Origin of the sequence: Achromobacter ruhlandii, assembly GCF_902859695.1 — a bacterium.
GTDB classification, from domain to species: Bacteria; Pseudomonadota; Gammaproteobacteria; order Burkholderiales; family Burkholderiaceae_B; genus Achromobacter; species Achromobacter ruhlandii.
In genome coordinates, this window is the sequence record NZ_CADIJL010000006.1 from 170,753 (window position 1) to 192,154 (window position 21,402).

At 69.9% G+C, this 21,402-nt stretch carries 23 protein-coding genes; 9 read left to right on the plus strand and 14 right to left on the minus strand.

From position 1 onward, the window contains the following. Position 1: 1 nt before the first annotated feature. The gene (locus HV742_RS10535) at positions 2-697 is read right to left on the minus strand and encodes a 2OG-Fe(II) oxygenase (protein ID WP_175145024.1); all 696 of its coding nucleotides are present in this window, start codon (positions 695-697) and stop codon (positions 2-4) included. An 84-nt stretch (positions 698-781) separates the two neighbouring features. Further along, positions 782-2,302 carry a phospholipase D family protein gene (locus HV742_RS10540; RefSeq protein WP_437340588.1) on the minus strand — a complete coding sequence of 507 codons (1,521 nt, stop codon included), beginning with the start codon at positions 2,300-2,302 and terminating at the stop codon, positions 782-784. Between the two features lie 126 nt (positions 2,303-2,428). Between HV742_RS10540 and HV742_RS10545 the strand changes: the two genes are divergently transcribed. Both HV742_RS10545 and HV742_RS10550 read left to right on the plus strand, forming a co-directional pair. After that, positions 2,429-3,001, plus strand: a complete 573-nt coding sequence (locus tag HV742_RS10545; protein WP_063569141.1) for a helix-turn-helix domain-containing protein — start codon at positions 2,429-2,431, stop codon at positions 2,999-3,001. 7 nt (positions 3,002-3,008) lie between these two features. Continuing rightward, positions 3,009-3,545: a GNAT family N-acetyltransferase gene (locus HV742_RS10550; RefSeq protein WP_049075800.1), complete on the plus strand. Its 537-nt coding sequence runs from the start codon at positions 3,009-3,011 to the stop codon at positions 3,543-3,545. Between the two features lie 33 nt (positions 3,546-3,578). Here the strand turns inward: HV742_RS10550 and HV742_RS10555 are convergent, their stop codons facing one another. Together HV742_RS10555 and HV742_RS10560 are read right to left on the minus strand one after the other, a co-directional pair. Then, positions 3,579-3,911, minus strand: a complete 333-nt coding sequence (locus tag HV742_RS10555; RefSeq protein ID WP_049075799.1) for a hypothetical protein — start codon at positions 3,909-3,911, stop codon at positions 3,579-3,581. 117 nt (positions 3,912-4,028) lie between these two features. Continuing rightward, positions 4,029-4,931 (minus strand): alpha/beta fold hydrolase, encoded by a 903-nt coding sequence (locus HV742_RS10560; RefSeq protein WP_175145026.1) that lies wholly within the window; start codon positions 4,929-4,931, stop codon positions 4,029-4,031. A 109-nt stretch (positions 4,932-5,040) separates the two neighbouring features. Here HV742_RS10560 and HV742_RS10565 point away from each other — a divergent pair, with 109 nt between their 5' ends. The 3 genes from HV742_RS10565 to HV742_RS10575 all read left to right on the plus strand — a co-directional run bounded on the left by HV742_RS10565 (position 5,041) and on the right by HV742_RS10575 (position 7,263). Continuing rightward, complete coding sequence (locus HV742_RS10565; protein ID WP_049075797.1) at positions 5,041-5,928, plus strand: LysR family transcriptional regulator; 888 nt, start codon at positions 5,041-5,043, stop codon at positions 5,926-5,928. A gap of 144 nt (positions 5,929-6,072) precedes the next feature. Further along, complete coding sequence (locus tag HV742_RS10570) at positions 6,073-6,225, plus strand: hypothetical protein (RefSeq protein WP_167352798.1); 153 nt, start codon at positions 6,073-6,075, stop codon at positions 6,223-6,225. 234 nt (positions 6,226-6,459) lie between these two features. Further along, positions 6,460-7,263, plus strand: a complete 804-nt coding sequence (locus tag HV742_RS10575; RefSeq protein ID WP_049075795.1) for an SDR family NAD(P)-dependent oxidoreductase — start codon at positions 6,460-6,462, stop codon at positions 7,261-7,263. 14 nt (positions 7,264-7,277) lie between these two features. Here the strand turns inward: HV742_RS10575 and HV742_RS10580 are convergent, their stop codons facing one another. Continuing rightward, positions 7,278-8,048 carry a sulfite exporter TauE/SafE family protein gene (locus HV742_RS10580; RefSeq protein ID WP_175145027.1) on the minus strand — a complete coding sequence of 257 codons (771 nt, stop codon included), beginning with the start codon at positions 8,046-8,048 and terminating at the stop codon, positions 7,278-7,280. Then, entirely contained in the window at positions 8,045-8,455 is a 411-nt protein-coding gene (locus HV742_RS10585) for a sel1 repeat family protein (RefSeq protein WP_175145029.1), read from the minus strand. Before HV742_RS10585 ends, HV742_RS10580 begins: the two co-directional genes overlap by 4 nt. A gap of 125 nt (positions 8,456-8,580) precedes the next feature. Between HV742_RS10585 and HV742_RS10590 the strand changes: the two genes are divergently transcribed. Continuing rightward, a complete protein-coding gene (locus HV742_RS10590) occupies positions 8,581-9,510 on the plus strand; it encodes a LysR family transcriptional regulator (RefSeq protein ID WP_059272458.1) in 930 nt (309 codons plus the stop codon). A gap of 10 nt (positions 9,511-9,520) precedes the next feature. Here the strand turns inward: HV742_RS10590 and HV742_RS10595 are convergent, their stop codons facing one another. Continuing rightward, entirely contained in the window at positions 9,521-10,873 is a 1,353-nt protein-coding gene (locus HV742_RS10595; protein ID WP_175145093.1) for an MATE family efflux transporter, read from the minus strand. A gap of 185 nt (positions 10,874-11,058) precedes the next feature. Here HV742_RS10595 and HV742_RS10600 point away from each other — a divergent pair, with 185 nt between their 5' ends. Further along, entirely contained in the window at positions 11,059-11,529 is a 471-nt protein-coding gene (locus HV742_RS10600) for a MarR family winged helix-turn-helix transcriptional regulator (RefSeq protein WP_049075790.1), read from the plus strand. A 48-nt stretch (positions 11,530-11,577) separates the two neighbouring features. Here the strand turns inward: HV742_RS10600 and HV742_RS10605 are convergent, their stop codons facing one another. From HV742_RS10605 to HV742_RS10620, 4 genes are all read right to left on the minus strand, one after another. Beyond that, positions 11,578-12,279 (minus strand): B3/B4 domain-containing protein, encoded by a 702-nt coding sequence (locus HV742_RS10605; RefSeq protein ID WP_175145031.1) that lies wholly within the window; start codon positions 12,277-12,279, stop codon positions 11,578-11,580. Between the two features lie 3 nt (positions 12,280-12,282). Then, positions 12,283-13,170: a DMT family transporter gene (locus HV742_RS10610; RefSeq protein ID WP_175145033.1), complete on the minus strand. Its 888-nt coding sequence runs from the start codon at positions 13,168-13,170 to the stop codon at positions 12,283-12,285. Positions 13,171-13,264: 94 nt separating this feature from the next. Further along, complete coding sequence (locus HV742_RS10615) at positions 13,265-14,059, minus strand: AraC family transcriptional regulator (protein ID WP_175145034.1); 795 nt, start codon at positions 14,057-14,059, stop codon at positions 13,265-13,267. Positions 14,060-14,099: 40 nt separating this feature from the next. Then, complete coding sequence (locus HV742_RS10620) at positions 14,100-15,062, minus strand: LysR substrate-binding domain-containing protein (RefSeq protein WP_054415354.1); 963 nt, start codon at positions 15,060-15,062, stop codon at positions 14,100-14,102. Between the two features lie 106 nt (positions 15,063-15,168). Here HV742_RS10620 and HV742_RS10625 point away from each other — a divergent pair, with 106 nt between their 5' ends. Then, positions 15,169-17,463 carry an NADP-dependent malic enzyme gene (locus HV742_RS10625; RefSeq protein WP_175145036.1) on the plus strand — a complete coding sequence of 765 codons (2,295 nt, stop codon included), beginning with the start codon at positions 15,169-15,171 and terminating at the stop codon, positions 17,461-17,463. A 175-nt stretch (positions 17,464-17,638) separates the two neighbouring features. On the opposite strand, the gene HV742_RS10630 is transcribed toward HV742_RS10625, so the two are convergent. From HV742_RS10630 to HV742_RS10640, 3 genes are all read right to left on the minus strand, one after another. Then, positions 17,639-18,013, minus strand: a complete 375-nt coding sequence (locus tag HV742_RS10630; protein WP_175145037.1) for a hypothetical protein — start codon at positions 18,011-18,013, stop codon at positions 17,639-17,641. 194 nt (positions 18,014-18,207) lie between these two features. Beyond that, positions 18,208-18,567, minus strand: coding sequence for a DUF4148 domain-containing protein (locus tag HV742_RS10635; RefSeq protein WP_175145039.1), 360 nt, complete (start codon positions 18,565-18,567; stop codon positions 18,208-18,210). 363 nt (positions 18,568-18,930) lie between these two features. Further along, positions 18,931-19,146 (minus strand): SlyX family protein, encoded by a 216-nt coding sequence (locus HV742_RS10640; RefSeq protein ID WP_049075772.1) that lies wholly within the window; start codon positions 19,144-19,146, stop codon positions 18,931-18,933. Positions 19,147-19,318: 172 nt separating this feature from the next. On the opposite strand from HV742_RS10640, the gene HV742_RS10645 reads away from it, so the two are divergent. Further along, complete coding sequence (locus HV742_RS10645; RefSeq protein ID WP_175145095.1) at positions 19,319-21,373, plus strand: TonB-dependent receptor; 2,055 nt, start codon at positions 19,319-19,321, stop codon at positions 21,371-21,373. Positions 21,374-21,402: the final 29 nt, after the last annotated feature.

Below are 21,402 nucleotides of genomic sequence, written 5' to 3' on the forward strand. Positions count from 1 at the left end.
ATCAGGCCGCGTCGTGGAAGATCACGCCAAGCGTGTGGCGCCGCCCGTCGCGCAGCGCGCTGACGCCGTGGCGCATGGCCACGCGGCGCCAGCCGCGCGCGCCGGCCACCGGGCGTTGGTTGACGGTGAAGATCAGCGCGTCGCCCTGGCTCAGCGGCAACACCTCGGCCCGCTGGCCGGCGCTATCGGTTTCGGTCATGACGAATTCGCCGCCGGTGAAGTCCTCGCCCGGACGCGACAGCAGCACCGCCACCTGCAACGGGAAGGCGTGCTCGCCGTACAGGTCCTGGTGCAGGCAGTTGTAGTCGCCGGGCCCGTATTGCAGGATCAGCGGCGTCGGCCGGCGCTGGCCGGCCTGGTGGCAGCGCGCCAGGAAGGCGGCGTGCCCGGCCGGATACTCGACCGCGATGCCCATCTGCCGGTTCCAGCGGTTGGCGATCGGCGCCAGCCGCGGGTACAGCGCGGTGCGCAGGTTGTGCAGCAGGCGCGGCAGCGGATAGGCGAAGTATTTGTATTCGCCGCGGCCGAAGCCATGGCGGCTCATGACGATGCGGCTGCGGTAGCGATGCTCGTCCGCGTAGCCGGCCGCCAGCGCCTGGCACTGCGCGGGCGTGAGCAGGCCGGCGGCCACGGCGTGGCCGCGCGCGTCCAGGTCGGCGGCGATGCGGGTCCAGTCCAGGGTGTCGAGCTTGCTCATGGGAACGGCGGGGCAACGGAAGTCGGCGGACATCCAGTCTACCGCCGTCCCTGTCCGGCGCGAACTCCGTTGCTTGCGGTCACGCTACAGCAGCGATTCGATTGGCAGCAGCGACACGAACCAGACCGAAAAGCGCTGCCAGGCGGTGGTGCCCGGTTCGGTGTCGTGGCGGATGCGCTGGCCATCGCGCTGCTCCAGCCAGTACAGCGCGCCCTTGTCGTCCAGGCAGACGCGGTAGGCGGTGCGCGCAATGTCCTCGTCGAAGGCCTTGGCGATGTGGCGCGCCAGCGTCGGGCTGTCGATGACAAAGCCCAGTTCGGTATTCAGGCGCGCCGAACGCGGATCGAAATTGAACGAACCGACGAACACGCTGCGTCCGTCCACCGCGAAGGTCTTGGCATGCAGGCTCGATCCCGAGCTGCCGAACGGTCCCAGGCTCTTGTTGCGCTCGACCTCGCCCGGCTGCCGCTTCATCTCGAACAGCTCGACGCCGGCGGCCAGCAGGTCGCGGCGGCGCGAGGCGTAGCCGGAATGCACCACGGCCACGTCGGTGGCCTCCAGCGCGTTGGTCAGCACCCGCACCTTGACCCCGCGTTGCGCCATGGCCGCGAAGGCCTCGGTGCCGCTGGCGGTGGGCACGAAGTAGGGCGAGACCAGTTCGACGTCGGTGGCGGGCGTGCCGATGATGTCTTGCAGCTGGTGCGACAGCATGGCTTCGGGCGGGGCGGTGCCCAGGGTCTTGCGCGGATCGTCGCTGACCATGCGGGTCGGCGCCCATTCCAGCGCCAGCTCGCCGCGCAGCAGCTGCTGGATGAAGGGCAGCTGGCGCATGGCCTCGGCGTAGGCGGCGGCCTCGGGCGAGCGTTCCAGCGTGGTGGCCGTGCGCGCCAGCGCCGCCAGTTCGTCGGGGCCGGCCGGCTTGAGCAGCCGGTCCACCGGATAGGCCGATTCGCTGGCCCAATAGCGGTCGAAGTCGTTCGACACGTCCTGCACCGCGTCGCCCACGGCCAGCACGTCGAGGTCGGTGAACAGCACGCCGTCGGTGGCGCCGAAGTATTCGTCGCCGATATTGCGGCCGCCGACGATGGTGGCCTGGTTGTCGGCGGTGAACGACTTGTTGTGCATGCGCCGGTTCAGGCGGCGGAAGTCGGTCAGGTAGCCGATGAACTTGGGCCAGCGCACCACGAATGGGTTGTACAGGCGCACCTCGATGTTCGGGTGCGCATCCAGCGCCGCGAGCACCTTGTCCAGCCCGGCCGTGCCGTTATCGTCCAGCAGCAGCCGCACCCGCACGCCGCGATCGGCGGCCGCGTGCAGCGCTTCCAGCAGCAGCGTGCCGGTCAGGTCGTCGTGCCAGATGTAGTACTGCACGTCCAGGCTGCGCTGCGCGGCGCGCGCCAGCATCATGCGCGCGGCGAAGGCGTCGTGGGCGTCGGCCAGCGGATGGATGCCGGATTTACCCGGGTGTTGCGCGGCCAGCGGCGCGATGGCGCGGCCCAGCGCGGTGTCGCGGGCGGCGTCGGGCGCCAGCGCCTGCGAGGCGCTGCGTGATTCCAGGGGCGGCAGGCTGCAGCCCGTCAGGATGCCCAGGCAGAGGACGGTCATGGAGACGAATCGGGCTGTGTGCATACGCCGTATTGTGCCGAATTGTCGCCGTGCCCGGGAGGCGGCGCCGGACGCGGGGCAAGCCCGCCATTGATGAATTTTCAGATATGGGATAAATTCCCGAATATGGAAAACGCAACCGCTCCCGATGCCGACCTGGACCAGCGCCTGGCCGGCCGCCTCAAGACCCTGCGCCTCGAGCGCGGCTGGTCGCTGGATGAACTGGCCGGCCGTGCCGGCGTCAGCCGCGCCACCTTGTCACGCCTGGAAAACGCCGAGGTCAGTCCCACCGCCAGCGCGCTGGGAAAACTCTGCGGCGCCTATGGCATGACCATGTCGCGCCTGATGCGCATGGTCGAAGACGACTTCAACCCGTTGGTGCCGAGCGCGGCGCAGGCGCTGTGGGTCGATGGCGCCACCGGCTTCCGGCGCCGCTCGGTATCGCCGCCGTCGCAGAAGCTGGCCGGCGAGGTCCTGGCCTGCGAGTTGCCTCCCGCCACCCACATCGACTACCCGCAGTCACCGCGGGCCGGCCTGGAACACCACCTGGTCATGCTGGAAGGCGAACTGTCGATCCGCGTCGACGGCCAATCCCACACCCTCGCGCCCGGCGACTGCCTGCGCTACCAGCTCTACGGCGCCAGCGCCTTCGACACCCCGCCGCACAGCGGCGCCCGTTACCTGTTGTTCATCGTCTGAGTCCATCATGTCCACCGATACCCTTGCATTGAACCGCGTTACCGCGGATGAAGCCCACGCGTTGCTGCCCGGCCTGGGCGAACTGCTGCATGCCTGCGTGCAGGATGGCGCCAGCGTCAGTTTCGTGCTGCCCTTCGGCCCCGAGGCGGCGCGGGCATTCTGGCTTGACAAGGTGCTGCCGCCGCTCGAAAGCGGTGGATTGGTGCTGCTGGTGGCGATGGAGGCGGGGCGCGTGGCCGGCTCGGTGCAGCTGGACTGCGATACGCCGCCCAATCAACCGCACCGCGCCGAGATCCGCAAGTTGCTGGTGCATCCGGATTTCCGCCGCCGCGGCATCGCCCGCGCGCTGATGCAGGCGGCGGAGGCCGCCGCCGTCGAGGCCGGCCGCAGCCTGATCACGCTGGACACGCGCACTGGCGACAACGCCGAGCCGCTGTACACCTCGCTGGGGTATCACACGGTGGGCGTGATTCCGGGGTTCGCCCGCGATGCGCGCGATCCGTCGCGGCTGGACGGCACCACCATCATGTACAAACCGCTGTAGAACGCCCGGCGGGCGCCGGGCGCAAAGGGCCGCTCAGGCCAGCGGCTTGAGGCCCACGCTGTAGGGCGGGGCATTGCCGCGCGCGGCGGCTTTGATCTTCAGCATCGAACCGCCCGGCGTGAATTCGAATTCCTGGAACGGCACTTCGAACCACTGGTGAAAGCTGGTGCGCGAGAACTCCGGCACCCATACCTTGGGCCGCTTGGCGTCGCAGTGGAATTCCACCAGCGTGCGGTCGATGCCCAGCGGCCGGGTGTTGCCGATGCGGTAGCTGGCGCGCAGTTCGGCGCTTTCGGTGCGGCCGGGCTGCCAGGCCAGGCCGATGGACATCATGAATTGTTCGATCGCCTCAATGCCGCGATACATAGCTGACTCCGAATGCTGCCCCGCGCCGGCGCCGGCGGGAAACCGCCGCCCGAAAGGCGGGAAATAGCCGGATTATCCGCCATTCCCCGTTTTCCTGCCCGGCGGCGTCGGGCCGTGTCAGCCTCGCGCCGGTGGATTGGCGACGAAATTCAGGATGGCTGCGGCCACCGCCTGCGGCGCCTCGCGCTGCGGGAAATGGCCCACGCCATCGAGCACCCGGCGTTCGTAGCCGCCGCTGAAATAGTGCGACTTGCCTTCGGATGTGGCGGGCTGGTTGCAGGTGTCGGCGCCGCCGTGCAGCACCAGGGTCGGCACCGCCAGCCTTGGCGCCGGCGTCAGCCGCGCGCCATCCTGCGCGTACGCGGGATCGCCCGGCTCGAAGCCCCAGCGGTGGCGATAGGAATGCAACACCACGGCGGCCCAGTCGGGGTTGTCGAAGGCCTGCGCGGCCTCGGCGAATTCCTCCTCGGTATACCAGCCGGCCGGCGACCAGGTGTCCCACAGATAGCGGGTGAAGCCGCGCGCATCCTCGCGCACGGCAGCGGCGCCGCGCGGCGTGGCCATGAACCAGTGGTACCAGTAGTTGCGCGCCTGCGGTAGCGGCAGAACCTGCGCGGGATCGTTGGTGCCGTAGCCGATCGACAGCAGCACCAGTTGCGCGGCCGCGCCGGTGGCCAGGCCGCAGGCGTTGGCGGCGGCGCGCGCGCCCCAGTCATGGCCCGCCAGCAGCGGTTGTTCGAGGCCGAGGGCATCGATGAAATCCAGCAGGTCGCGGCCCAGCGCCGCCAGTTCGCCGCTGCGTGGCGTGGCCCGGTCCAGAAAACGGGTCGGGCCGAAGCCGCGCAGCGCCGGACACAACACGCGATAGCCTTCGGCGGCCAGCCGCTGCGCCACCGGGCGCCAGCCGGCCGGGCTGTCGGGCCAGCCATGCAGCAGCACGGCGCTGCGGGCGGCGCCGGGATTCCATTCGAGATAGGCGATTTCCAGCCTGGGGGTGCGGATCGTGCGGTAAGGGGTCATGGTGGCTTGTCCTGCCGATAGCGGAAGGCCCACGATAGCGGCGCGAGAAATCATGATTAGTGAATAATGCGCGTTTATTATCAAAGAATCGTGTATTGAGGCCGACCCCATGGATACCCCCGCGTCCCCCGCTGGCGCCGTGCTGGACCTGACCCTGCTGCGCACCTTTCTCGAAGTCGTGGACCACGGCGGTTTCGCGCTGGCGGCGGACGCGCTGGCGCTGACGCCGTCCGCGGTCAGCGGCCACATCAAGCGCCTCGAATCGGTCGCTGGCGTCGTCCTGCTCGAACGCACCACGCGCAGCTTCGAACTGACCGCCGCCGGCGAGACGCTCTACGCCTATGCGCGCAATATCGTCGAACTCGAACGCGAGGCCCGCGCCCGCCTGAGCGGGGCAGGCCTGAAGGGACGTTTGCGCGTCGGCGCATCGGAAGACTTCGCCGGCGCCTGGCTGGCCGAGGTATTGCAGGCATTCCATCGCGCGCACCCGGGAGCGTCCATCGAGCTGAAAGTGGGTGTGACGGGGGACCTGCTGCGCCAGCAGGCGCGCGGCAAGCTCGACGTGGTGTTCGGCAAGCAGTGCTCACTCGTGCGGGATGAAGGCGAACTGCTTTGGGAAGAAGAGCTGGTGTGGGCCTGGGGCGAAGACAAGGCCTGGATGCCGGGCGAGCGCGTGCCGCTGGCGGTGTTTCCCGAGCCCTGCGTCTACCGCGAAGCCGCCATTACGGCGCTGGGCAAGGCGCGGCGCGCGTGGTCGCCAGCGTTCGAAAGCGGCAGCATGGCCGGCTGCCTGGCGGCCGCGCAGGCAGGGTTCGCGGTGGCGCCGGTGGCGCGCAGCCAGCTGCGCCCGGGGCTGCGGGCGCTGTCGCGCGAGGACGGCTTGCCGGCGCTGCCGAATGCGCGCTTCTATGCCTTCGCGCGCTCGGCCGAAGCCGCCGTGCGGGCCCTGGTGGCGACGGTGCGGCAGACGGGCCAGCGACGCCGTTTCGCGCGTTGAGCCAAGGCCTTGCGTTGCCTCAATCGCCTTGATTGAGTAAACCAAATGGACGCCCGCCGCCGTGCCCCGCAATATGAGCCCCATGTCTTATATAAGACCGACGCAGCCGCCGCCGGTCTGGGCATTCGACTCAAAGGAATCATCATGGCGAATCTTCTCCTTGCATTGGTCACCGCCGAACTCTCTCTCTTCGGCGTCGACGCCGCCGCGCCGGTCACGCAACCGGTGGCGGATGCCGAGCCCGCCGGCAGCGCGCCGAGCTTCGACAGCGAGCACTACCGCAGCGCGCTGGGCTGATCCCGCCGCAGGCCGCCCCGGGGCGGGGCGCCGCGGCTGCCCCCGTCCCCCCGGCCTTCGGACAACGGCAAACCCGTAGAAATAGGCAGGTTTCACGCAAGAACGAGCCTGTGCGCGTCGATGCGCGATGCTTAATATCCCTCTCACGCTTGGGGTCGATGTGTTCCGCGTGAATCCGTGGGCGCCAGCGGGCCGCCGGCGTGTTGCCGGCCGCCGCAAGCAGAGGGAGATCGCATGAGCACCGAAAAAATCTGGTTTGTGACAGGCGCCGCCGGCGGCCTGGGCCTGGCGCTGGTCAGGATGCTGCTCGACCAGGGGCACAAGGTCGCGGCCACGTCGCGCGATGTCGATGCATTGATGGACGCGGTGGGCGCCAAGCTCGAAGGCCGCTTCCTGCCGCTGGAAGTGAATCTGGCCGACGAAGGCAGCGTGCGCCGCGCGATCGACACCACCGTGGCGGCGTTCGGTCGCATCGACGTGGTCGTCAACAACGCCGGGCATGGCCTGGCGGGCGCGCTGGAAACGCTGTCGGACGCCGAGCTGCGCGACAGCTTCGACATCAACGTCTTCGGCGTGCTGAATGTGGTGCGCGCGGTGATGCCGCGCCTGCGCGCGCAGCGCGCCGGCCACGTGTTCAACATCTCGTCGATCCTGGGTTTCGATGGCGGCAGCGCCGGCTGGGGCGCCTACAGCGGCGCCAAGTTCGCGGTCAGCGGGCTGAGCGAAACCTTGGCCCTGGAGGCCGCGCCGCATGGCGTGCGCGTGTCGCTGGTCTATCCCGGCGCGATGCGCGCGCCGGCGGACGGCGCGCGCCCCGAGGCGGGCGCGGGCCACGCCGCGTCCGGAGACCCGGCCAAGGCGGCGCGCGCGCTGATCCAGGCGGCGGACGCGCAATACGCGCCGCTGCATCTGTTCCTGGGCCGCGACGCCTTCGACCAGGCGCGCGCCAAGATCCAGTCGGTGCAGCAGGAACTGGCGCGCTGGCGCGAGATGTCGGTGTCGATCGGTTTCGTCGACGAACGGCGCCTGGCGGCCTGACCCCGCGCGGGCGCCTACCCGGCCAGGCCTTGCGCCACCTGGTAGGCGCCCAGCAGCGCCAGGCTGACCATGAAGCATTGCTTGAACGCGCGCGCCGACAGCCGGCCGCGCAACCATTGCCCCAGTGCCATCCCGGCCAGCGCCGGCGGCAGCATCAGCGCCGAGGCGCCGGCCGCGCCCGGGGAATAGCTGCCGTTCAGCCATAGCCCCGCCGCCAGGGCCACGGTGGACACCGTGAACGAGATGCCCATCGCCTGGATCAGGCCGTCCTTGCCGAGGTTCAGGGCCTGCAGGTATGGCACGGCGGGAATCACGAAAACCCCCGTCGCCGCGGTGATGAGGCCGGTCGCCATGCCCATCACCACGCCCAGCGCGCCCTCGTGGCGCGCCGGCACCGCCGGCGGCATGCCGAACAGGCCCCAGCCCGCATAGGCCACCAGCGCGATGCCCAGGCAGACACTGGCCCAATGGCCGGCGGGCGCGCCGAACCACGCCGCGCCGGCCAGGGTGCCCACGCACACGCCCGCCTGCAGCGTGGCGATGCGGCGCAACACCTGCATCAGCGTCGGCCATGGCCGCGCCTGCCACAGATTGGTGATGAGCGACGGCACGATCAGCAGCGCGGCGGCCTGCGCCGGCGCCATGACCAAGGCCAGCATGGCCATGGAAATGGTGGGCAGGCCCAACCCCACCACGCCCTTCACCACGCCCGCCAGCACGAAGACCGCGGCGGTCGCGGCCAGCAGCGCGGGCGTGCCCGCGCCCAGCAGGTCGTTGGCGCTCATGAGGCCTCGCAGTGCGCGGTGAGCGCGTCGCGTGGCCGGCCGAACAGGGCATAGGCGACGTCGTCGCCCGCGCCCTGGGCGGCCGCGCGCAGCAACCACAGGCGGCCTTCGCAAAGATCGGCGGACTGGCCGGCCCCATACAGGGCCGGGCCGCCGAGCAGCGCGATGCCGAGCATGCGTTGCGCCGGCGCATGGCCTGCGCGCGCCGCCGCCCGCAGCCAGGCCAGCATGGCGGGATAATCGCCCTGGGTCTGGGCCTCCAGCGCCAGCGCGTATTGCTGTACCGGCGTGGCGTAGGCCGACAGGACGCCGTTGGCTTCGGCAAGGCCTGAGGAATGCAGCGCCAGCGCCGCCACTAACGCCGCGCACCAGGCCGCGGCCCGGCGGCCGCCAAGGGAATTTTTCATGGGAATACCCCGCTTTCGATGGGTGGATGCGGGCATTCTGCGCCCGGGGTGGCGCCTGTCCCTATCGGGATCTGGCATAGGCGGCCTATGGAGCAGCCTGAGGCTGGCGTGCTACGCTTTTCGTCATGCGCTTCGACCTGACCGATCTGCGGCTTTTCCTCAATGTGCAGGAGACCGGCTCCATCACCGCCGGCGCGCGGCGTACGCACATGACGCTGGCGTCGGCCAGCGAGCGCATCCGCGGCATGGAGGAAACGCTGGGCGTGCCGCTGCTGCTGCGCGAACACCGGGGCGTGCAGGCCACGCCGGCGGGCCGCACGCTGGCGCATCACGCGCGCCTGGTCCTGGCGCAGATGGACCGCATGCGCGGCGAACTGGATCATTACGGCCAGGGGCTCAGGGGCCACGTGCGCGTGCTGTGCAACACCACCGCGCTAAGCGAATACCTGCCGGCGGTGCTGGGCGACTTCCTCAAGGATCACCCGCGCGTGTCGGTCGACCTCGAAGAACGTCTCAGCTACGAAATCGCCGATGCCCTGCGCGCCGGCACCTGCGACATCGGCGTGCTGGCCGATTCGACCGACCTGCATGGCCTGCACGTGCGGCGTTTTCGCCATGATCCGCTGGCGCTGGTGGTGCCGCCGGACCATCCCCTGGCGGGGCGCCAGACCGCGCTGCTGGCCGACGTGGCGGACGAGGAATTCGTCGGCCTTGTGGAAGGCAGCGCACTGCAGGAGCACATCGCGCATCATGCGCGCCGCAGTGGCAAGGTGCTGTCGTACCGCGTGCGCCTGCGCAGCTTCGACGCGGTCTGCCGCCTGGTGGGACAGGGGGTGGGCATCGCCATCATGCCGCGGGTCGCCGCCGTGCGCCATGGCCGCGCCGCCGGCGTGCGGCGGGTGGCGCTGGTGGATGACTGGGCGGTGCGCGACCTGGTGCTGTGCGTGCGCGGCGAGCTGCCGGCCTATGCCCAGCAACTGGTGGCCTACGCGTTGCGCGATGCGCCCCGCGCCCGAGGGCGGGCCGAGCCCGTTCCCGGTGAGGACAGGGGCTAGCTGGCGCGGCTCAACGCCCCGCCAGGCGCGACTCGCGCAAGTGGCCGCGTTCGAACCAGGACCCCGACGCCACGGCGGCCAGGATCACCAGGCCGTACAGGACCATGGCCAGCGCGGCGACCGCGAAGAACCAGGCCAGCGAACCGGTCAGGCGCAGCACCGCGCCGCCCGCGCCGATGGCGGTGGCCAGGCGCAGGACGCCGGCCCACAGCGGCCATTTCAAGCGCCCCGCGCCCTGCGAGGCGAAGTACATCGAGAAGCCCAGCGCGAAAAAGCCGTACACCGGCCCGACGATGCGCAGATAGGCGGCGCCCGCTTCCAGCATGTGGTCCTCGGCGCCGAACAGGCGCAGCCAGGATTCGGGAAACAGCGCGGCCGCCAGGCCGATGACCTCGGCCAGCGCGAACGCCATGGCGCCGCCGGTCAGCGCGATGCGCAGCGCCCGTTCGGGCTGGCCGGCGCCGATGTTGGCGCCGACCATCGCCACCATCGGCGCGCCGAGCCCGAACGCCAGCGGGATCATCAGGTATTCCAGCCGCACCGCGATGCCGTAGCCGGCCACCGCGGCGGTGCCGGCGTAGGCGCCCACCAGCGCCACCGTCAACGCCACCAGGCCGTTGGTCAGCAAGGGATTGAGCGTGGCCAGCGCGCCGACCCGCAGGATGCTGCGCATCAGGCTCAGGTGCAGGCGGCTGCGGGTCAGGCGCGCGGCATTGCGCCCGCTCAGGCAATAGCCGCCCAGCAGCAGCGTGCCTGCCGCGTAGTAACAGACCAGCGCCCAGCCGCCGCCCGCCACGCCCAGCGCCGGGAACGGGCCCCAGCCGAAGATCAGGCAGGGCGACAGCGGCACCAGCAATAGCGCGCCGCCGCAGATCACCGCGCCCGGCACCAGCATGTTGCCGGTGCCGCGGATGACGCTGGCGAAGGCGTTCATCAGCCACATCAGCACGATGCCGCCGAAGATGACATTGGAATAGGCCAGCGCCGCGTCCAGCGTCGCGCCGTCGGCGCCCAGGGCGCGATACAGCCGTGGACCGCAGGCCAGCAGCAGCACGCAGAACGCCAGGCCCAGCGCGGCGTTCAGGACCACCGCGTGCAGCACCAGCTGGTCGGCCTCCTGCTGCCGTCCCGCGCCCAGCGCGCGCGCCACCGCCGCCGAGATGCCGCCGCCCATCGCGCCCTGTGACATGTTCTGCATCAGCATCAGCACCGGCACCACCAGCGCCACCCCGGCCAGCACCGGCGTGCCCAGGCGCGCCAGGAACCAGGTTTCGATCAGGCCGGTGGCGGACTGCGCCAGCATCATCAGGATATTGGGCCACGCCAGCCGCGCCAGCGTGGGCGCGATCGGCGCGTGCAGCATCGCCTGCAGGCGCGCGTTGGCGGGGCGGGGCGTGGCGGCGGCGCGGGTGGCTGACATGGTCGGGGAAGCCAGAGGGAAGGGTGCGGAAAATTTACGTGCATATGCCAATAAATGTCAAGAATGCGCTAGACTCCGCTCTGGCGCGGCAGTAGCGTTATGAACTTGCCGTGCTCCCTGAACCCATCATGTCCGACGCCGATTCCTCCGCCATCCCCCCGGACCCGCTGATCTGCAACGGCGCTGCCTTGCGCAAGGCCACCCGGCGCGTCTCGCAGCTCTACGACACCGTGCTCGCGCCCTGCGGGCTGAAGGTGTCGCAGCATTCGATCCTGGTGCACATCGCGCGCGCCGGCACGCCGTCCATGACCGACCTGGCGCGCGCCATGGTGCTGGACCGTTCCGCCCTGGCGCACAACCTCAAGCCGCTCGAGCGCGACGGCTACGTGCGCATGGCGCGCGATGAGCGCGATGGCCGCAGCCGCCGCGTGGCCCTGACCGATGCCGGCCGCGCCAAGCTGGCCGAGTCCAAGCGCCTGTGGAAAGACGCACAGCGCCGCTTCGAGGCGGCCTATGGCGCCGAGCGCGCCGCCGCCTTGCGGCAGTCGCTGGCGGATATCTTCTCCGACGATTTCGCGCTGGCGTTCAGCCGCGGTTGAGCGCCGGCGCCCCGGGGGCGTCCGCGTTCCGCCCGCGACGCCCTGGGCTCAATCCCTGGCCACCTCGAAGTCCGGCGCTCGCGCCGTCAGCAGCGCGTGCCGCGCCGGGGCCTGCCACACTTCGGCCAGGGCCGCGCGCAGCGCCTCGGTCAGCCGCGCGATGTCGCGCGCGGCGTCGGCATGCAAGGCCTCGGCCACGATCAGCACCTCGCGCGTGCCGTCGTGCACCGCCGACAGGCCGCTCTGGCGATTGGTCCAGCGGCGCGCGTGCGCGCGGCCCTCGGGATCGGCATAGATGACTTCCCCCGGCTCGGGATGCTCGGTATCGCCGCCGAACGTGAGATAGCGCTCGGTGCCGTTGGCGTGGCGCACTTCCAGCGCCGATCCCAGGCGCTGCGCGTCCAGCGCCGCGACGGGAATCGCGTAGGCCATGGAGGCCGCATTGCACAGTTCGACCAGCGGATGCAGCGGCGGCATCGCCCCCTCCTTGCGCAAACGACGCAGCAGGGCCTCCGAAGCGCAGCGGTATTGCGTGGGCTTGACGCCCATGCTGGCGAATGCGCGGCGCCAGGCCTGGATCTCCGGCAGGTCGGATTCGCTGGCGCTGTCCAGGCGCAGGCGCGCCTGCCGCAGGAACGGCTCGGCCTGCGCGTCGACCCGCGCCTGCCGATGAATACCGCGCATATGCAGGGCCCCGACGGCCAGCTGGGGATAATCGCGCCAGATGGCGCTCGCGTGACGAAACAGCATGGCTTACCTCGTAATGGAGGCCGGCTTGCGGGTCCGGCCCAGGATCAGGACGGCGCCCAGCACGCAGGCCATGCCCGCGAGTTGGTGGCGCGACAGCGATTCATCCAGCAGCAGGGCCGCCAGCAGCACGGCCGAGACCGGCGCGATGGCGGTGAACAGGGCGGCTTCCGTGCCGGCAACACGCTGTGCGCCGGCGTACCACAGCACGAAGCCGGCCACGGTCGGCACCAGCGCGTAATAGGCTACCGCCAGCAGCGCCTCGGTGGAAAGCGCCAGCGTCCACGGCGCCTCCATCAGGCTGGCCGGCAGGCACACGGCCAGGCCCAGCGCGCACATCGCCGTCGATAGCGCCAGGGGCGGCAGCGGCACGCGCAGCCGCTTCTGCAGCAGGATGAACAATCCCTCGCACACCACCGCGCCCAGCACCAGCGCATTGCCGATCCACGAGCCGGCGCCCGGCGCCGCGGGGCCGGGCGTCATCAGCCATACGCCCGCCGCCGCCGTGGCGATGGCCAGCAGCGTGGCCTTGCCCGGCCGCTCGCCCAGCAGCGCGATGGCGATGGCGGCCGACACCAGCGGCAGGCTGCCCAGGATCACCCCGCCATCCACCGCCGAGGTCCGCCCAAGTCCGGCGATCAGCAGCGTGGTGTAGCCCACGCTGCCGGCGATGGCCTGCGCCGCCAGCAGCAGCCAGTCGCGACCGCCCAGGCGCGGCAAGCGCGTGCCGGTCAGCCACCCCAGCAGCGCGAAGCAGGGTAGCGCCAGCGCGAAACGCAGCGTGGTGGCGGTAAAGGGCGGCAGCCCCGCCGCGATGATCTTGCTGGCGACGACGGTGCTGCCCACCAGCGCCATGGCGGCGGCCAGGCAGGCATACCCTTGGGTTCGGTTCATGGAAAACGGCCGGAATCAGGACAAGGCCGCAGCGTAGGCGCGGGCGGCGCCCGGCGTCTTGAACGAAATTGCGGCGGATCAGCCGATCGCGCCGTCAGCGCGTGGCGGCCTGGGCGTAGCGGCCGGGCGACACGCCATAGGCGCGCGAGAACAGCCGCGTCATGTGGCTCTGGTCGGCAAAGCCGGCGGCCGCGGCGGCGTCGGCCAGCGCCATGCCCTGGCGCAGCAGGCGGCGCGCCAGCAGCAGGCGGCGCTGCATCTGGTACGCATGCGGCGTCATGCCGGTGGCGCGGCTGAAGGCGCGCAGCACCTGGAAACGGCTCAGGCCGCTGGCCCCGGCCAGATCGGCCAGCGACAGCGCGGCGGCGGGCGCGTCGTCGATCAGGCCGAGCGCGTGGCGGATGCCGGCGGGCACGCCGGGCCGAGGCGGGGGCGCCGCCTGGCGGCGGGCGCGCGCCAATACCCGCAACAACAGCGTGTCGCGCGCCAGCGGTTCGCCGCCGGCAATCGCCAGCGCGTACAGCGACAGCAGGTCGGCCGCCAGCACGGGCGCGTCCATCACCGGATGTTCGAACTCGAAGCTGGCGCCGCCCGGCAGCGCCTCGGCACTGTCGGCCACCACCGCCGCATCCAGGTACAGCATCTGCCAGGCTCGCTCGCCGCCGACCGGGGCGCCGTCATGCACTTCGCCGGGATTGACGGTGATCACCTGGCCCGGCCCCGCCTCGACCTGGCCGCGGCCGCTGTGCGACAGTTGCCCGCCCTGGCGCATCACGCCGATGCCGAACTGTTCGTGCGTGTGACGCGCAAACGCCCGCGCGCTGCGCGCGGCCACCGCCTGCACCCCGGGCAGGGCGCTGCGATGCATGACGAACGGGTTGGCGCGCATGGGCGGGCTCCGTGGTGTGCCGAAACGGGCGCGGGCGGCCTCAGGCCCGGCCGTGGCGGCTGAATACGTCGCGCAAGGCCGCCGCGAACAGGGCGTCGACATTGCGCCGCAAGCCGTCGGCGCGGGTGAACAGCGAAATCGGCGGCAAGGTCCAGTCGAAAGAATACGGCACGATCGCCGCGCCGGCGATACGCACCAGCTCGTCGGCGATGTCGGCCGGCAGGATCGACACGGCGCGGTCGCTGGCCACGATCATCTCGCCGATCAGTTTGGATGAATCGCTCTGCACCGAGGGCGTCGGCGGCGCCAGGCCGGCGCGCAGGAAGATGTCGGCCACCTGCTCGCGGATCGGGCTGTCCGGCGTGCCCAGGATCCAGTCCAGGTCGGCCAGCATGTTCCACTCCAGCCGCGCGCGGCCCAGCCGCGCCGCCAGGCGGCGGCTGGCGATCAGGCGCGGCGGCTGGTGATACAGCACTTCGAAGTCGATCTGGCCCAGGTCCACCGACGGCGTGGCCCAGCCCACCACCACGTCCAGCGTGTGGTCGCGCAACTGGCGCAGCAGGGCCGGCCCCTGGCCCTCATGGATGGTGGCGGTGATGCCGCGTCCTTGGGGCATGGTGCGGGCGATGGCGGCCGACAGCAATTGGCCCGAGACGAACGGGATCACGCCGATGTGCAGGTGGGCGGCCTGGCCGGCGGCCACGGCCTCCATTTCCTGCACCAGGTGGCCCAGGTCGTGCACCAGCGCGCGGGCCCGCGCCAGCACCACGGCGCCCAGGGGGGTGGGGGTCATGCCGCGCACGGAGCGTTCGAACAGCGGCACGTCGAACATGCTTTCCAGTTCGGCCAGCGCATTGGTCACGGCTGGCTGGCTGGTGGCCATGTGCTCGGCCACCCGGGTCAGGGAGCCGTGCTGCTCGATCTGCAGCAGCAGCATCAGATGCCGCATCTTGAGCCGCGAGGTCAGTTTCCGGAGCACCTCGTCCGGCGAAAACGGTGTCATAGACAAGGCATAAGAAAAAGGTGATGTGACAATATTAAATCCGAATGAACACCTTATGCCTGCCGCCCTAGAATTTTTCCTGTTCAAGACTAGGAGGCGCCGCCCCATGAATTCGCAAGCAGACCGCCAGGCCGCTCTGGATTACCACGAGTTTCCCACCCCGGGAAAGATCTCCGTCGTGGCGTCCAAGCCGCTCACCAACCAGCGTGACCTGGCCCTGGCGTACTCGCCCGGCGTGGCGGCGGCCTGCGAAGAAATCGTGACTGATCCGGCCAATGTGTTTCGCTACACCGGCCGCGGCAACCTGGTGGGGGTGATCTCCAACGGCACCGCGGTGCTGGGCCTGGGCAACATCGGCGCGCTGGCCTCCAAGCCGGTGATGGAAGGCAAGGCGGTGCTGTTCAAGAAGTTCGCCGGCCTGGACGTGTTCGACATCGAGATCAACGAAACCGATCCGGACAAGCTGGTCGAGATCATCGCCGGCCTGGAGCCGACCTTCGGCGGCATCAACCTCGAAGACATCAAGGCGCCCGAGTGCTTCACGGTCGAGCGCAAGCTGCGCGAGCGCATGAAGATCCCCGTCTTCCATGACGACCAGCACGGCACCGCCATCACCGTTTCCGCCGCCTTCATCAACGGCCTGAAGGTCGTGGGCAAGCAGATCGACAAGGTCAAGGTCGTCACGTCCGGCGCCGGCGCGGCCGCGCTGGCTTGTCTGGACCTGATGGTGGACCTGGGCCTGCCGCTGGAAAACATCTGGGTCACCGACATCGAGGGCGTGGTGTACGAGGGCCGCACCGTGCTGATGGATCCGGACAAGGCACGCTTCACGCAGAAGACCGACGCCCGCAAGCTGGCCGAAGTGATCGAGGGCGCGGACGTGTTCCTGGGCCTGTCGGCCGGCGGCGTGCTCAAGCCCGAGATGGTGGCCAAGATGGGCCCGCGCCCGCTGATCCTGGCGCTGGCCAACCCCACCCCGGAAATCCTGCCGGAAGTGGCGCACGGCGTGCGCGACGACGTCGTCATGGCAACCGGCCGTTCGGACTACCCGAACCAGGTCAACAACGTGCTGTGCTTCCCGTACATCTTCCGCGGCGCGCTGGACGTGGGCGCCACCACCATCACGCGTGAAATGGAAAAGGCGGCGGTCTACGCCATCGCCGAACTGGCCGAGGAAGAGCAGAACGAAGTGGTGGCCGCCGCCTACGGCACCTACGACATCTCGTTCGGCCCCGAGTACCTGATTCCCAAGCCGTTCGATCCGCGCCTGATCGTGCGCATCGCCCCGGCGGTGGCCAAGGCCGCCATGGAAGGCGGCGTGGCCACGCGCCCGCTGGCCGACCTGGAAGCCTACGAAGAGCAGCTGCAGCGGTTCGTCTACCACTCCGGCGCGTTCATGAAGCCGCTGTTCTCGGCGGCCAAGCGTATCGTGCGCAACGGCGGCAAGTCGCGCATCGTCTTCACCGAGGGCGAGGACGAACGCGTGCTGCGCGCGGTGCAGGTCATCGTCGACGAAGGCGTGGCGCGCCCGATCCTGGTGGGCCGTCCCGCCGTGCTGCTGTCGCGCATCGAGAAGTTCGGCCTGCGCCTGCGCCTGGGCGAGGATGTCGAAGTCACCAACCCGGAATACGACGAGCGCTTCCACCAGTACTGGACCACGTACTGGGAACTGATGTGCCGCCGCGGCATCACCAAGGAAATGGCGCGCGTGGAAATGCGCCGCCGCCTGACCCTGATCGGCGCGATGATGGTGCACCTGGGCGATGCCGACGGCATGGTCTGCGGCACGGTCGGCGCCTATCACGATCACCTGCGCTTCATCGACGAAGTGATCGGTCGCCGCCCGGGCGCCAACGTCTACGCCGCCATGAACATCCTGCTGCTCAACGAGCGCACGGTGGTGCTGGTGGACACGCACGTCAACGATGAGCCGACGGCCGAGCAGATCGCCGAGTTCACCATCGCCGCCGCCCGCGAAGTGGGCCGCATGTTCCTGGCGCCCAAGGTGGCGCTGCTGTCGCGCTCGAATTTCGGCTCGGGCAGCTCGGCCTCGGGCGCCAAGATGCGCCGCGCGCTGGAACTGGTGCGCGAAGCCGCGCCGGAACTGGAGATCGACGGCGAGATGCATGGCGACTGCGCGCTGGACGAAGCCCTGCGCTTGCGCATCCTGCCGTCCTCGACGCTCAAGGGCGAGGCCAACCTGCTGGTGTGCCCGAACGTGGACGCCGGCAACATCGCCTACAACCTGCTCAAGACGGCGGCCGGCGGCAACGTCGCGGTGGGCCCGATCCTGCTGGGCGCCAACGCGCCGGTGCACATCCTGACCTCCAGCTCGACCGTGCGCCGCATCATCAACATGACGGCCCTGACGGTGCTGGACGCCAACCGCGTCGAAGGCTGATCGCCACGCGCTCGCGCCCGGCCGCAAGGTAAAACGCCCGCGTCATCGCATGATGACGCGGGCGTTTTTTTATTGGCGGACCGCCTCGGGATGACGGGGCCCCTGGATGGGCCGCCCCAGCCGAAGGCGCTGCGCGATGAAACGGCTCTTGGCGCCGGCAAAGCCGGCCTCGGACTTAGTTGGCGCTGGCCTTCCAGGTGCCGTCGGGTTGCTTGCAGAACCAGAACTTCCAGGTTTCGGTGGTGCTGGTGCGCGCGAAATCGCCTTCCAGCAGGCGGCAGGTACGGTCGCCCGACGTGCTGGTCTGCAGCGGCGTGATCTTGGCCGTGATCGGCGCGGCCTTGCGCTTGGGCGTGCTGGACCAGTTGACGCTCTGGCCGTCGGCGGCGTTGTTCAGCGCTTCGGCCACCGCTTGGTGGAAGGCCGGCTTGTCCGCCTTGGAAATCTGGGTGATGAGGGCATTGTTCAGCATGACGGCGGGCGCCGCCAGGACCGGTCCGGACGTGACGCCGGCGGCGAGTGCGAAAGCGATGAGACGGATGGTTTTCATTGCGGGCTCCCTCGTTGTTGTCAAGGCTGCGTGGGCAACCTATTGATGGCTAGATGCGATGGTACGCGAAGCGCCCGCGTCTTGTCTCGGACCGTTTCCGCCCCGCGCCGGTCGGCTTGCGCGGACGCAAAAAAAGCCGCCCGGCAGGGGCGGCCAAGGTACAACAAGGGGAGGGGTAAATCGTCAGGCCGTGCTCAGTTGACGCGGTGGTAGGCGCCCGAGAACGGCAGGTCGTTGGGTTCGACGTTCGAGACCTGGCCGGCGGCCTTGGCGGTGGCCAGTTCGGCCTGCACTTGCGCGCGCGTCACGCCGGATTGGGGGGCGCCATACACACCCTGGAACGGCATGTCGTTGGGCTCGACATTCGAGACCTGGCCGGCGGCCTTGGCGGCGGCCAGCTCGGCCTGCACCTGGGCGCGGCTCGGGCCTTCATACGGGGTGCCGTAAACGCCCTGGAAGGGCACGTTGTTCGGTTCGATGTTCTGTCCGGCGTAGGCGCCGGCGCTCAGGGCGGCCAGGGACAGCAGCAGGGCAGAGGCAAGGGTCTTTTTCATGGTGAATCTCCGATTTCAGAAGCCTGGGAGCGAATCCGGCGGCCCATCCGTCGTGGTTCGTTGTTGTTTCCCGATGGCTCCATAGTGCGCCGGATATCACTAGGGATAAACCCGTATATCGGTAAAAGATTTTTCCATAAATGGAATGAATAAGTAATTTCGAGCAATTATTCTCCATCAATGGCAGCGATAGCCGGCGCAACGCCTTGCTGGGGCGCGGCGTGGAGCAGAGGAAATGGCACGGCCGTCGTGGCGATGCCACGCAGCCGGCAACAGGCGGCAGGCGATCCGGGCAGGCCGGGCCAGCTGTGGCGGGTGGTGGGGGGCAGACGGGAGCGACCGGGCGCCCTGGAGCGGCCGGGGTCAGTAGTGCGGCGGCAGTTCGTCGCGCAGGCTGCGGAACGGCGCCGCGCCCTCGGGCGCCTGCTGGCGCAGGTCGGCCACTTCGCGTTGCAGGCGGTCGATCTGCTGCTGCTGGCGCACGATGATCTGGTTCAGCTGTTCCAGCAGGTCGTCTGCGAAACTGGCCTTGACTTCCAGGTCCAGCAGCCGGCGTTCGATGTCTTGCGGATTTTCCATGGCGCTATTAGAACCCATTCCCCGCGCCGGCCCGCCGCGCCCCGGCTGTATCGACATTGTCCACATCCTGTGCGAGGCTCGGGGCTTGCTCATTGCGCGAGGTTTTCGATTGGCGAAGCAACGACGCCGGCCCGGCGGCCTGGCCAGCTCCTTCCTGCATGGCCTGCTCGGCATGGCGCCAGCCGTGACGGCGCTCGCCCAATCGCAGACGCCGCAGCAGCTGGCGCCGGTTGCGGTATCCGGCACGCGGATCGGCACGCCGCCGCTGGAAACCCCGGCTTCGGTCGACATCGTGGAGGGCGCGGCGATGCGGCGCGGCCAGCCGGGCATCAACTTGTCCGAAGGCCTGGCGGGCGTACCGGGCCTGCAGATCCAGAACCGCCAGAACTACGCGCAGGACCTGCAGATATCCAGCCGCGGCTTTGGCGCGCGTTCCACCTTCGGCGTGCGCGGGGTGCGCCTGTACGTGGACGGCATCCCGGCAACCATGCCGGACGGGCAGGGCCAGACCTCGAACATCGACATCGGCTCGCTCGACCGGGTGGAGGTGCTGCGCGGACCGTTCTCGGCGCTGTACGGCAATTCTTCGGGCGGGGTGATCCTGGCCTACACCGAAGACGGCGCCGTGCCGCCCGAAATCGGCGTCTCGGCCTGGGCCGGCGGCGATCGCACCTGGCGCTATGGCGCCAAGGCCTCCGGCACGTCCGGCGACATGGATTACGTGCTCGACCTGTCGCGCATGACCACCGACGGCTACCGCGACCACAGCGCCGCGCGCAAGAACCTGGGCAACGCCAAGCTGGGTGTACAGCTTGACGACGCCAGCCGCCTGACGATCGTGGCCAACAGTGTCGACCTGACGGCCCAGGATCCGCTCGGCCTGACGTACGCGCAGTTCCAGGACGCGCCGCGTAGCGCCGAGCTGGCGGCGCAGTACGACACGCGCAAGACCGTGCGCCAGACCCAGGGCGGGCTGGTCTACGAACGCCACGTCGACGGCGCCAACACGCTGCGCCTGATGCTGTACTACGGCCAGCGCGACACCACGCAGTTCCAGGCCATCCCGCCCGCGGCGCAGGCGGCGCCGACGCAGGCGGGCGGGGTGATCGACCTGCGCCGCCGCTATGGCGGGGCCGACCTGCGCTGGACCTCGGAACTGGGGCCGGCGGCGCGGCCCTTGACGCTGGTCGGCGGCTTCTCGTATGACACCCTGCGCGAGAACCGCCAGGGCTACCAGAACTACGTGGGCGACGGCGACAGCCGCCAGCTTGGCGTGCGGGGGGTATTGCGGCGCGACGAAACCAACACCGTCTATAACGCCGATCCCTACCTGCAGGCGTCCTGGCGCGCGGCGCCGCGCTGGACGCTGGATGCCGGCGTGCGCTACAGCACGGTGGCGTTCCGCTCGCGCGATCATTACCTCGCGCCGGGCAATGGCGATGACAGCGGCAGCGCGCGCTATCGCCGCGCGCTGCCGGTGGCCGCGGTGCGCTACCAGGCCGATCCGCGGACCTCGCTGTACGCCTCGTATGGGCGCGGCTTCGAGACCCCGACGCTCAATGAGCTGTCGTACCGGCCCGGCGGCCAGCCGGGCCTGAATTTCGCGCTGGCGCCAGCGCTCGGCACCCACGTCGAGGCCGGCGCCAAGACCGATCTGGCGGGCGGCCAACTGACCGCGGCCGTGTTCCGCGTGTCCACCGATGATGAAATCGTCGCGGCCGGCAGCACGGGCGGCCGCGCCACCTTCCGCAACGCCGGACGCACGCGCCGCGACGGCGTGGAACTGGGCTGGTCCAACCGCTTTGCCGGCCACTGGCGGGCGCAACTGGCCTACACCTGGCTCGATGCCCGCTATCGCGACGATGGCGGCGGCGCCATCCGCGCCGGCAACCGGATTCCCGGCATTGCCGGGCAGTCGGCCTATGCCTCGCTGGCCTGGACGCCGCCGCAGGGCTGGCAGGCCGGCATCGAGGCCCGCTACCTGAGCCGCCTGTATGCCGACGACGCCAACGACGCGGCCGCGCCGGGCTATGTGGTGGCGGCGCTGTCCACGGGCTACGTGAAGCAGGTGGGGCCGTGGGCGTTGAGCGCCTATGCGCGGATCGACAACCTGTTCGACCGGCGCTATGCCGGGTCGGTCATCGTCAACGAGAGCAATGGCCGCTACTACGAGCCGGCGCCCGGGCGGGCCGTGGGGCTGGGAGTTGGGGTGATCTATCGCCATTGAGGCTGGAATTCGTCGTCAGACGTCGCGAC